This is a genomic window from Schlesneria sp., from assembly GCF_036405755.1.
In the GTDB taxonomy this organism is placed as follows: domain Bacteria; phylum Planctomycetota; class Planctomycetia; order Planctomycetales; family Planctomycetaceae; genus Schlesneria; species Schlesneria sphaerica.
Genome location: NZ_DASWWZ010000379.1, coordinates 1 through 11,470, shown reverse-complemented (window position 1 = coordinate 11,470; position 11,470 = coordinate 1). Strand labels below are relative to the sequence as shown.

Genomic DNA, 11,470 nt, shown 5'->3' with positions numbered 1-11,470 from the left:
GCGACGCTCTGCTGAGTTGTGGGATCGACTTGCGAACCCGGGGTGCTCAGTAGAACCTCGCCCTTTTTCGTGACCACACGCGTGGCGAGCGGAGTCGCGACTGGCGCTAAATGATCAGCGATACCGCCTGGAGAACCAGCTGTGCAAACGTAATTACGGTTAGCCATGGAAAGCTCATGAAGATTCTGATCATTTCGTCTCATTCCTTCTGCAAAGTCACCCCGGGGTTGATGCCGCCAGTTGCTGACGTACAACAACATCCCTGTTCAGCAAGGGGTAGCAAACTTCGGTCCAATCGGCTTGGACATCGATGACATGGTTCATAGAAGTGGTGCGACGTTTGCTCCCTATTCGTGAAGGAATGACTGGACGCTGCGATGCATTCCAACGGCGATAGGGAAAGCGGCCTACCCAGGCAGCGTCTAAAGGAAGTCACTGAGTCGGCTTTTCCCAATCGGCTTGATCTGGAATGGCTTTTTGACATGAGGAGCTCGCAATGATCGCATCTACTGTTGCACGTGTTCCTGTTAATACTGCGGATGACGTAAACGAGCGTATCCGACTGATGACCGAGCAGAGTGTCGCGTCGTGTGCCGCTCGTGGCCCGGCGGCGATCGAGCAGCGGCTTGCCGAACTCGATGAGGAATGGGACGTTGAAAGGACGCTCGAAGCGAATGCCTCGATTGTGTCGCTTGTCGGATTAGCGTTAGGGGCCACGGTCGATCGACGATGGTTCTGCCTGCCCGCTGCCGTATCGGGTTTTTTGTTGCAACATGCTGTCCAGGGCTGGTGCCCTCCCTTGACCATTCTGCGGCGCCTGGGTGTGCGGACAGCGTCAGAAATCGATTATGAGCGTTACGCCCTGAAAGCCATTCGCGGTGACTTTAAGAGCGTGCCCAGCGGCGCACCGACCTCATTCCAGACTGCTCGTCACGCCTTGAATATTGCACGGCGGAATTAACGTCGTTCATGTGATTGAAGAGGGCGGATACGCCGTTCAGAAGATGTTTTGTAATCACCTCAGTAAGGGAGTCAACGCGATGGGACCTCAGCGAGAAATTCCGCCGCGGGAGCCGAATGAAATTCCCAATCCCGCCCCCGATACGTTGCCCCCACCTCTTCCTGCCGAGGTTCCGCCGCTGACGGATCCTCGGCCTCCTGCACCGATCAGCCCAGTAGAGCCGATTCCCCAAGAGCACCCTCCTGAAGAGCCGCTGGTGACCAATTAGACTCAGCAACCAGAGAACGCATTTTCGACCCCTCCGGCGATGCAGATTTCGGGCGAGTTTCATCCCCTGCGGGAATCAAAGTCACTGCCTGCAGGGAAGGTTCGTGGCTTTCTCATTGTGCCACCTGAGCGTTTCGGCTGCTCCATTCCCGTAAAACGCAGCTCGCGCAAATCACATCCTTGCTATTGTGCAAATCCGCTGAGGCCCCTTCTCCCACAGCGTTTCAGCCTCCCCGTCGAGGATGGCGAACAGCGCGGCACCGCCCGTCAAACATGTTCAAAAACTTGCATCTTGAAAAATTAAGAATTTGTAAGTATTGTTTGGCTGAGCTGACGTTCGGTGGCGATTGGATGGAAGGGGTGCTTTGTGCCCGTTTCATTGAAGGGAATTTTCCCGTCGCCTGCAAAATCCACGCTGGAAAGAGTCGGAATTATTGAATGAGTGACATCACAGTAAGAGCGGACGCGAATTCAATCAAAAAAGACTTAGTGGCCGGCGTCATCGTGTTTCTGGTGGCGTTGCCACTCTGCCTGGGCGTGGCCATGGCGTCCAATGCACCGTTGATTTCTGGCGTGCTCGCAGGAATTGTCGGTGGCGCCATCGTTGGGATTTTGAGCGGCTCACACACCAGTGTAAGCGGTCCCTCACCGGCGCTCGCGGCGGTCGTTGTTGCTCTTCTCGCCCAGCTCGGTTCCTTCGAAGCGTTGCTGCTGGCGATTCTTGTCAGCGGTGTGATACAGATCATCCTTGGTCTGCTCCGCGTGGGATTCATTGCTGCTTTTATCCCTTTTAGCGTGATTCAGGGGTTGCTTGCCGCGATTGGCGTAATTCTGATTCTGAAGCAGATTCCTCACGTGCTGGGACGGGACACAGACCCCGAAGGAGATATGTCCTTCATTCAGCCGGATGATCAGACGACCTTTTCTGAGTTGGGCGAGCTGTTCACGGGGTTCCAACCCGGCGCCGCCTTTGTCGGGTTTGTCTCGCTGCTGATCTTGAACTTCTGGCACCGCTCCAAAATCTTGCGGCGGCTGCGTATCCCCCCTCCCCTTGTTGTGGTGATGTTCGGGGTTGCTGCTGTACAGATCTTCCGCCAGATCGGTGGCACGTGGTTAATCGCGGAAAGTCATCTGGTACAGGTCCCGGTTGCTCAGACGTTTAGCGATCTGTTTCAGTTCCTCCATTCACCGGACTTTTCCCGGTGGGATCAGCTCGCCATCTACCAGGCCGGTCTGACGATCGCGATGATCACCACGCTGGAAACGCTTCTGAATATCGACGCGATTGACAAGGTCGATCCCGAACGCCGGGTATCTCCTCCAAGCCGGGAACTGCTCGCTCAGGGGGTTGGGAATGTCATCCTGGGGCTGATTGGCGGGATCCCGATTTCCTCGGTCATTGTCCGCAGTTCGGTCAATATCAACGCAGGGGCTCAAACCAAGCTGTCGGCGATCTTTCATGGCTTCTTGATGCTCTTCTGTGTCATGATGCTGCCGACGTATCTGAACATGATCCCCCTGGCCTGTCTGGCGGCGATCCTGTTGATGACAGGATTACGGCTGATCACTCTTCAGCTCATTCGCAAAATGTGGAGTGATGGGAGGTATCAGTTTATTCCCTTTGCGACCACTCTGGTCGCCATTGTACTGACCGATCTTGTCACGGGAGTTTTAATCGGTCTGGCGGTCAGCATTGGATTCATTCTCAACAGCAATTTCCGGCAACCGCTCAGACGGATTCTGGAAAAGCATCTGGGGGGTGACGTGCTGCGAATTGTGCTCGCAAATCAGGTCAGCTTCCTGAATCGAGGGGCACTTGAGAAGATTTTGCGAGACCTGCCTGAAGGGTCTCACGTATTGCTGGATGCTGAGTCCACCGACTACATCGACCCGGACGTTTTGACGCTGATCAGCGACTTCAAGGAACGAGTTGCGTCCAACAGAGGAGTCAAAGTCAGTCTGCGAGGGTTCCGGAAGAAGTACCATCTCGAAGACGACATCCAGTTTGTGGACTACTCGACTCGTCAGCTTCAGGAGGATCTGACTTCGCAGGAAGTGCTGCGGATTCTGAAGGAAGGCAACGAACGGTTTTATACCGGTCAGCGATTAACCCGTGATCTGGGCCGTCAGCTTCATGCGACGTCACAGGGGCAAAGCCCGATTGCGGTGGTGCTGAGCTGTATTGATTCTCGCGCCCCGGCCGAACTGATTCTCGATCTGGGGATTGGCGATATCTTCAGTGTGCGCATGGCCGGGCACGTAACCAGTCAAAAAGTGCTGGGGAGCTTGGAGTACGGCTGTAACGTGGCCGGTTCAAAGTTGATTCTTGTGCTGGGACACACTCGGTGTGGCGCCGTGACCGCTGCAGTCAATCTGGCTAAAGCGCGGCAGAACGCAGGGCAGGCGACCGGATGTCAGCACCTCGAATCGATTATTCATGACATTCAGTTGGCAATCGACCCGCCGACTTTCCAAGTGCTGGAACGAGTCACCGAAGAGGAGAAGCCGGCCCTCATCGAAAGTGTCGCCGTTCGGAACGTCGAACTGTGTGTGAAGCGAATTGTCGAAGAGAGTGAGACGATTCGGCGGTTGGTCGAAGAAGGCCGCGTTGCCGTGGTGGGGGCGGTGTTCGATATCACGACGGGAAAAATCGAGTTTCTTAACGATGAATTGACGGTCGACCAGCGCAGCTCCGTGGCATCACTGAGCGCCTCTCTGGCCAAGACGGGCTGATCCTGTCTTGAATGGCACCACCCGTCAGGCATGCTTCGGGGATGTTGCCCTATAGCAATACCGTGTGCGGCTGTGCTCGTAATTCTCCTCCCGCTGCTTGGAGGGGAGTAGCGTAGTGAAGGTCTCATTTCTTCACGCAATGGACGACTTACGAGCACAACTGCACACGGTCGGTGAGACGTCGATCTCGAAGAATCTGACGAGCATGCCGCAGCCGTTGACGCCTGGCACCTCGGACGGCTGCCACGAATCTCGTCGTCCGGGCTGTCTCGATTCATCAAGAACATGTCGCTCTCGAACCTTCACTGGAGCGGTTGGAACTGTCGCACGATGACTCGTGCGGTTCGAAGTCCGTCGACGGCCGCGCTGACAATTCCGCCCGCATAGCCTGCTCCTTCTCCGACCGGATACAAGCCGGCGATCTTGGGGCACTGCCGCGTTTCAAGATGTCGGTCGATACGGATTGGGGAGCTCCCCCGCATTTCGGGGCCGACCAGAATCGCGTTCTTCAGAAAGTTCCCCCGCATTTTCTTATCCAGGATCGGTAGACCGCTGCGAATGGCTTTGGCGACGACTGGTGGCAAAACCTGATCGAGCTGGCTGGGTTGGACTCCCCGCTGGTACGAGCACTCGAGCCTGGCAGAGGAATCCGGTGCGCGGCCTTTGAGAAAATCCGCAGCCGTCTGAATGGGTGCGAGGTAGTTCGATTGTCCCACTTTATAGGCGATCGCCTCGAACCGCTGCTGCAGGTGGACTCCCGCCAATGGATGAGTATGACCGAATTCCTCGGGATCGAGCGTGACCATGATTCCGCTGTTGGCGAAGGGAGTGTCATGCCGGGAGTTGCTCATGCCGTTCGAACAGAACATGTTCGGTTCGCTGATGCTGGGCATGATGATTCCGCCCGCACACATGCAGAACGTGAAGACATCTTTGGAACCCCGTGCCTGCAACGAATAGTCGGCGGCGCCCAGAATATCGAAGTATTCCGGCCTGCCATACTTGTGGTGATTAATCTGTGATTGGGGCTGCTCGATCCGCAGGCCAAGCTGAAATGCCTTCTGCATCAGCGGGACGCCCAGCTTGTGCAGCATCTGGTACGTGTCCCGGGCGCTATGTCCGATACCCAGGATGAGCTGGCTGCAAGGAATACTTCCCGAGGAAGTGCTGATTCCGACGACGCGCCCGTCACGGATGTCAATTCCTTCCAGTCGACAGCCGAACTTGTATTCGCCCCCCAGAGCCTCAATTTTTCTGCGATAGTTACGGCAGATCATGGGCAACTTGTTGCTTCCCAGGTGCGGACGATTTTCGTAGACAAGGGAGGGCCGCCCCCCGCAGTCGACGAAACTCTTCAGAACCCAGTCGACATCAGGTCCTTCCAGCCGGCAGGTCAGCTTGCCGTCGCTGAAACACCCGGCCCCCCCTTCTCCGAACAGATAGTTGTTCTCTCGATCAAATTCCTCCCCTCGGTCGAAGGCGCGTACGACGGGGACACGGTTTTTGACCGCTTCGCCTCGTTCGATGATGAGCGGGCGGTATCCTTTTAACGCCAGGTAGTAGGCGGCCAGTAGCCCCGCTGGTCCTGAGCCGACGACGACGGGCCGCTCTGAAAGTGGGTCTGAACCCGGAACCGCATCATCGAATGATTGTGGTTCGTAAGCCTGGATATCGCCGGAATTGGTACCCCGACCGGGACGGGCGACCCAGTCCGGCGGGGTCTCGACCACGATGGTGTAGACGAACTGCAGATCCCGGTGCGAGCGTGCATCCAGACTTTTCTTCAGAATTCGCCAGGCGGCGAGATCTGCAAGGCGGACCCCCAATCGGGCGGCGATGTGCTGAGGAAGTTCGGCTTCGGGGGCTGTGACGGGAAGACGCAGGTTGGATACACGGATCGGCATACGGTTCAGTCAGTTTCAGGACGGAATGAAAGATCGGATTATAGGCGATTCTACGGTCGATCGGTGGAGCGGCAGGGAGAGAATTCTCGCGGACCGTCTTCCTGTTCGCGGTTGATGCGCTGCACGAGGTTCAGGGATGCGGACTCACGGGGACCTCACCCGAGCGATCGTGCTTCAACAACCGCTCCAGTTGTTCGACCAGTCCCGGTTCGAGCACGTGTTCTATCAGATCAGCCTCGCGATCGACCCGGTTGGGAGCGATGTCTGCAAAATGGATCAGATAGAGTTCCCACAACCGATGATTCCGGACCGCACGGGCCGCAAGCCTGACGCCCGAATTGGTGAAGCGATATTGGTCGTCAGAACCGTGTCGCAGCCACCCTTCCTGAATGGCGGATTTCAGCAGTTCGTCTACCCGACCTGCGGACCAGCCACGCGCCGCAATCAGACTGTCGCGGGTGAGCGGCAGCGCTGTCAGATCCGGGCCATCCTGATTTGGATGAGTTGCCCCGGCTTCGCCAAGGGGGAACCTCCCTTCCAGTTCTTCAAAGCAGGCCCGAAGCAGGTCGAGTTGTCCCTTGCGTCGGCTGGCGGTTCGCTGGCGCCAGAACTGCCAGTAAGTGCCCCGCGCGGTTCCGAACAGCAGGCTGAGTCCGAAGGCAAGTGAGCCGACCAGCACAATGATGGGGCCAGCGGCCAATTGTTTAACGGACGCGCTCAGCAGAACGCCGATCGAAGAGCTGATCCCGCCAATCGCCCCTGCAATCAGCACCATCGGCCCCAGTCGATTACTCCAGAACCGTGCTGCCGTGGGAGGAATAATCAGCAGTGCGACTACAAGCAGCAGTCCAACACTCTGCATTCCAATCACCGTCACGCCGACCACCAGCCCTGTCAGCAGCAGGTCGAGTAATTTAACGGGCCATCCCAGTGCGGCGGCGTATTCTTCGTCAAAACTGAGGACCGCAAATTCTTTGAACAGGGCGAAACAGACGAGCAACACAATGGCGCTGGCCGCGGCAATCAGGCTCACATCGATTGCGGTCATCGACGCGGCCTTTCCGAAAATGAAGTCACTCAGGCCGGCGGCGCTTCCTGTCCTCATCCCCTGGATGATGGTGAGCAGGACGATTCCGGCACCGAAAAACAGACTGAGGACGATCCCCAGCGCGGCGTCTTCTTTGATCAGACGAGTCTTCTGAATGAGGTTCGTCACCATCACGCCTGCGGTGGCGGAAAGTGACGCCCCGAACAAGAGCCACGGCAATGATTTGCCTGCTCCGGGGGAGAATGCTTCGACGACAAGGTACGAAATGCCGATTCCCGGCAGTGCAGCATGGCTGGCGACATCACCGACCAGCGCTTTCTTGCGCAGGAGCATAAAAGCGCCGACGACACCGCTGCACATTCCCAGCAGAAATGTCCCCAGCAGGACGATTCGGGTGTTATACGACATTTTGAATGACTACTCTTAATCGCAGAAAACGATCGCAGGAAACGCGTTTATCCCGGTGGACTTTGCCCAGCTCGTTCCTGATACGAAGGCCGACTGAGTTGCGTTTGTTCGTCGTTCTATCAAACGCTGACCGCGACGAAAAACAGAAGTGCTCTCAAAGCCGTGATGGGGCCGTTATCCGGACCGAATTCTAGCCAAGTTGAAGCGAACTTGCTGATGGGGACAGGAAAAATTACTCCCCAGGGTTTTGCCGGATTCTCACTCCGAAGTCTACCGATGTGTGTCCCGGCGCGTGTCTAACCAGAATCGCTGCGTCCAAATCAGGAAACATTGCTGCGTGGGTGTCGTTGCACGAGTCGGTTACTTCGGGCGCCGTTTGCGCAACGTCGAAGGGCCTTTCGCACCCCTAACTCCGTTCCAATTCCCGCAGAAAAGGGAAGGATCCTGCCGCTGCGAAACCGTTCGCGGTGCTGACGAATCGTTCAATCGTTCATCGGGAACGACAGGCTTGACTTCACCTTGAGCAAGCCGGATGATCAACTGGAGTGCAAACATCTTAAGTCGTGATGATGCCCATGATCATCCAGAGCGACGGCAATCGGACAGGGAACTGACTATGTCAATGGGTCAAAGGCGAATTGATATCGAAGAAGTTAATGATGTTACCGTCGCCAAGTTCGTGGATAAGAAGATTCTTGATGAAGCCAACATTCAGGCGATCGGAAACAACTTATTCGCCCTGATCGACGAAGACGGTCGCCGCAAGATCGTGCTGGACTTCAGCCTGGTCGAGTACCTGTCGAGTGCCGCGCTGGGAAAACTGATCACAATGGACAAGAAGGCCAAAGCCGCCAAGTCGAAACTCCGACTTTGCAGCATCCGGCCAGAGATCTACGAAGTCTTCGAGATCACTCGACTCAACAAAATCTTCGATATCAAAGCGACGCAAGAAGAAGCTCTCGAAGGTTTCTAAGCTGTGATGCAAAATAGCGATCAGTTCGAGGTTGTGATCCAGAGCGATTACGAATCGGGGCAATCGATCGTCGAGCGCATCATGGAGGTTGTCAGCCAGACGGGATTCTCGACTCGGGATCAGTTCGGTATCCGACTGGCCGTGGACGAAGCGGTGACTAATGCGATCAAGCATGGGAACCAGCTTAGCCCCGAAAAGAAAGTTCGGATCGATTTCCGAAAAAGCGATGCCGGGGTGCGCATCGAGATCGAGGACGAAGGGGACGGGTTTCGGCCCGAAGACGTTCCCGACTGTACCGCCGATGAAAATCTCGAGCGCCCCACTGGTCGCGGCCTGATGCTGATGCGGGAATTCATGACACGCATTGAATACAGCGAAAAAGGCAACAGGGTCGTGCTCGAGAAACTGCACGGTTCTTGACGAATTACCATGGCCAGACGTGTTCGAACCACTCGCCGCCTGGAAGTGTGGCTCAAAGACACCTCGGTGGCGTTGTTTGTCCTGAATGCACACCGGCGATTAGTCTTCTTCAATACGGGTTGCGAGCGTCTGACGGGGTGGGTCCCCTCCGCCGTTCTCGGGCAGGTTTGCGAGTTCGTCTCGGAGGCCGACCCGCACTCGGCTGCTGCTCTTCTGGCGTCACTGGCCCCCCCTGCCAATGTCTGGCGAGGCGAAACAGTGACTGTGCCCGCCGTCGTGGCACATCGTGAACACGATCCGGTCACCAGCCAGATCCATTTCTTTCCTCTGACAGATACCGAGAACAAGGTTCAGGCCGCGCTGGGGATTATCCAATCTGCAGCAACCCCTTCTGCAGCGAGTTCGGTTTCCACGACGCAGCGCTTGCACGTGGAATTGGCCCTGTTGAGAAATTCGTTGCGAAAGAACGTCGGGGTGGGGGCGCTGATCGGACAATGTGCGGGGATGCGACGCGTCTTCGATCAACTGCAATTGGCAGAGCGTTCCTCCTTACCGCTGCTGTTTGTCGGTGAGACAGGATCCGGTCGCGAACATATGGCTCGCGTCATTCATGCGGCGGGAGAGCGAAGTGACGACCTGTTCGTCCCCCTGGACTGCCGAAGGATGCCTGCTGAACTCCTCGAGTCGACGTTTAAGCGGATTCTCGACTCGCATGCCGGCGCAGGGTTTCTGCCGGGGACCCTTTATCTCAACCAGATCGACACGCTGTCCCGCGATCTGCAGTACAGCGTTTTGAGACTGATCCAGTCTGACAATCCATCCGCACCACGGGTCATGGCCGCCGCGTCCAAGCCACTCGAACCACTCATCGAATCCGAGCATTATCTCGAAGAGTTTGTGTATGCTCTGACACCGATGGTCATCACGGTTCCACCCTTGCGCAGTCGTGAGAACGATATGGAGTTGCTGGCGCAATACTTCCTGGAGGAATGCAATCGGAACGAACCCCAGCAGGTGACGGAGATCGACGAAGAGGTCTGGGAGAGGTTTCGGCGATACAACTGGCCGGGGAATGTGGGCGAACTTCGCACCGTTGTCTGGGAGGCACGCAAGACATGCGCTGGCTTCAAGATCGAATCGGCTGACTTGCCATTTCGATTTCGGGCCGGAGTCAGCGGGCAGGCGATCGGTCCGCGGCAGCCGACTCGTGTCGAGCCGTTAGACCCTCTGTTGATGAGGGTCGAGCGTGAGCAAATTGAATTGGCGTTGAAGACGGCCCGCGACAATAAGGCGAAAGCAGCAGAGCTTCTGGGGATCACTCGCCCCCGACTCTATCGTCGAATGGAAGTATTAGGAATCGTCGATGCGGATTCCGCAGCTTCCGATAACACGACGTCTGTCGGCACCAGCGAGATCCCCACCGCGGCAATCCCGGAAACCTTCGAAGACACGGGGCCTGTTGAACCCCTCGAGAACGGTCTCTGACGAGATCTCGATCGAGCCGCCGGAATCGAATCGATGCACATGCCCTACCTCAGGTGATGCTCATTTGCTCGATTGCTTGATCAGGCAGCGATCGATTCCGATGGTTTCTCGACCCAGCTCAGAATGACGTCGGCAGTACGGCGAGTTGCACCTGTGGTGTGGACTCGGCTTCGGAGTGATTCGAGTTCCTTCGTGGCGTCAGCGAGCGCGGTGGGATCGCTGAGCCACAGACTGGCGGAATCCACAACCTTTGCGATGACGGGTTTCGGGTCACCAACGCTGAAGTGCTCGGGCATAATCTTTCGGCCTGCGATCAGATTGGGCAGCGACCAGTACTTGCAAGTAATGACGACGCACCCGACCACGTAGGTCAGCCAGCTCGACCGGTACATCGCGACAAACGGTGTTCGTCTTGCCAGCATTTCAAGGCTGACTGACCCTGACACCATCACGGCACAATCGGCGATTTCGATAATTTCTGGCGTCTTGCCCACGAAAAACGACAGAGGAAGCGGTTGTTCCAGCTTTTGATACTGTTCAACACAGTAGCGCCGCTGCGAGTCTTTGTAGTTGGCAACCAGGAAATTGACATCGGGGAATTTAGCATGCAACTGCTGGATCGTGCTGAGCAGAAGCGGCCAGCAGCGAAGCACTTCCTGCCGCCGGGAACCCGGCAGGATCGCCACCGTGCGGTTGTCAGTGGAGGACCATTCCCGGCAGAAGACCTGATCCAATTGGCGTTCGGCAACCTCATCGAAGAACGGGTGACCGACATACATGACCGGGATACCCCTCTCGGCGTACCACTCTGTTTCAAACGTCAGGCCCGAAAGGACAAGGTCGACGTATTTGCGGACGCGACGGATTCGCCACGAACCCCAGGCCCAAAGTTGGGGGGGCATGTAGTATATGACAGGAATCCCGGCTGCTTTGGCTTTACGGGCGATCCACCAGTTGAAACCAGGGAAGTCGACAAGCACAACGACGTCAGGTTTGTGACGGGCAAAATACTGTTCTGCCTGTTTGACGAGTTTATAGAACTTCCAGATCAGCGGAAGGACAGCCACGATACCCATGACGGCCATCGATGTTAACGGAAACAGCAGGTGACACCCTGCTTCTTCCATCGCGGAACCACCAAATCCTGAAATTCGAAGGCCCGGTCGCCGCCGTTGCAATTCCTTGATCAGGTGTGCGGCATGTTGGTCGCCGCTCGGCTCACCGACAGAAAAGAAGATATGCATGGGCTGAATTCGTCATTCTGGAGAGTC

At 56.5% G+C, this 11,470-nt stretch carries 9 protein-coding genes; 6 read left to right on the top strand and 3 right to left on the bottom strand.

Annotation, left to right across the window (positions count from 1 at the left end; translation table 11 throughout):
- Positions 1–496: 496 nt before the first annotated feature.
- The 3 genes from VGE80_RS13170 (at position 497) to VGE80_RS13160 (ending at position 3,961) form a co-directional block, all read left to right on the top strand.
- Positions 497–961 carry a hypothetical protein gene (locus tag VGE80_RS13170; RefSeq protein WP_373649813.1) on the top strand — a complete coding sequence of 155 codons (465 nt, stop codon included), beginning with the start codon at positions 497–499 and terminating at the stop codon, positions 959–961.
- Positions 962–1,040: 79 nt separating this feature from the next.
- The gene (locus VGE80_RS13165) at positions 1,041–1,229 is read left to right on the top strand and encodes a hypothetical protein (protein WP_373649814.1); all 189 of its coding nucleotides are present in this window, start codon (positions 1,041–1,043) and stop codon (positions 1,227–1,229) included.
- A gap of 437 nt (positions 1,230–1,666) precedes the next feature.
- On the top strand, positions 1,667–3,961 hold the full coding sequence (locus VGE80_RS13160) for a bifunctional SulP family inorganic anion transporter/carbonic anhydrase (protein ID WP_440592996.1): 2,295 nt from the start codon (positions 1,667–1,669) through the stop codon (positions 3,959–3,961).
- A 302-nt stretch (positions 3,962–4,263) separates the two neighbouring features.
- Here VGE80_RS13160 and VGE80_RS13155 read toward each other — a convergent pair whose 3' ends face one another.
- Both VGE80_RS13155 and VGE80_RS13150 read right to left on the bottom strand, forming a co-directional pair.
- Positions 4,264–5,865, bottom strand: coding sequence for an NAD(P)/FAD-dependent oxidoreductase (locus tag VGE80_RS13155; protein ID WP_440592995.1), 1,602 nt, complete (start codon positions 5,863–5,865; stop codon positions 4,264–4,266).
- A gap of 130 nt (positions 5,866–5,995) precedes the next feature.
- Positions 5,996–7,321 carry a metal ABC transporter permease gene (locus VGE80_RS13150; RefSeq protein WP_440592994.1) on the bottom strand — a complete coding sequence of 442 codons (1,326 nt, stop codon included), beginning with the start codon at positions 7,319–7,321 and terminating at the stop codon, positions 5,996–5,998.
- Between the two features lie 616 nt (positions 7,322–7,937).
- On the opposite strand from VGE80_RS13150, the gene VGE80_RS13145 reads away from it, so the two are divergent.
- Genes VGE80_RS13145 through VGE80_RS13135 form a run of 3 tightly spaced genes read left to right on the top strand, consistent with a single transcriptional unit; the run spans position 7,938 to position 10,199 of the window.
- Entirely contained in the window at positions 7,938–8,294 is a 357-nt protein-coding gene (locus VGE80_RS13145) for an STAS domain-containing protein (RefSeq protein ID WP_440592993.1), read from the top strand.
- 6 nt (positions 8,295–8,300) lie between these two features.
- Positions 8,301–8,714, top strand: a complete 414-nt coding sequence (locus VGE80_RS13140) for an ATP-binding protein (protein WP_440592992.1) — start codon at positions 8,301–8,303, stop codon at positions 8,712–8,714.
- 9 nt (positions 8,715–8,723) lie between these two features.
- Positions 8,724–10,199, top strand: coding sequence for a sigma 54-interacting transcriptional regulator (locus VGE80_RS13135; protein ID WP_440592991.1), 1,476 nt, complete (start codon positions 8,724–8,726; stop codon positions 10,197–10,199).
- Positions 10,200–10,279: 80 nt separating this feature from the next.
- Here VGE80_RS13135 and lpxB read toward each other — a convergent pair whose 3' ends face one another.
- Positions 10,280–11,443, bottom strand: coding sequence for a lipid-A-disaccharide synthase (gene lpxB, locus VGE80_RS13130; RefSeq protein WP_373649821.1), 1,164 nt, complete (start codon positions 11,441–11,443; stop codon positions 10,280–10,282).
- Positions 11,444–11,470: the final 27 nt, after the last annotated feature.

Coding starts and splice junctions, on each gene's coding strand:
- VGE80_RS13170 (WP_373649813.1), top strand. CDS start 497: ATGATCGCATCTACTGTTGCACGTGTTCCTGTTAATACTGCGGATGAC.
- VGE80_RS13155 (WP_440592995.1), bottom strand. CDS start 5,865: ATGCCGATCCGTGTATCCAACCTGCGTCTTCCCGTCACAGCCCCCGAA.
- VGE80_RS13145 (WP_440592993.1), top strand. CDS start 7,938: ATGTCAATGGGTCAAAGGCGAATTGATATCGAAGAAGTTAATGATGTT.
- VGE80_RS13165 (WP_373649814.1), top strand. CDS start 1,041: ATGGGACCTCAGCGAGAAATTCCGCCGCGGGAGCCGAATGAAATTCCC.
- lpxB (WP_373649821.1), bottom strand. CDS start 11,443: ATGCATATCTTCTTTTCTGTCGGTGAGCCGAGCGGCGACCAACATGCC.
- VGE80_RS13160 (WP_440592996.1), top strand. CDS start 1,667: ATGAGTGACATCACAGTAAGAGCGGACGCGAATTCAATCAAAAAAGAC.
- VGE80_RS13135 (WP_440592991.1), top strand. CDS start 8,724: ATGGCCAGACGTGTTCGAACCACTCGCCGCCTGGAAGTGTGGCTCAAA.
- VGE80_RS13140 (WP_440592992.1), top strand. CDS start 8,301: ATGCAAAATAGCGATCAGTTCGAGGTTGTGATCCAGAGCGATTACGAA.
- VGE80_RS13150 (WP_440592994.1), bottom strand. CDS start 7,321: ATGTCGTATAACACCCGAATCGTCCTGCTGGGGACATTTCTGCTGGGA.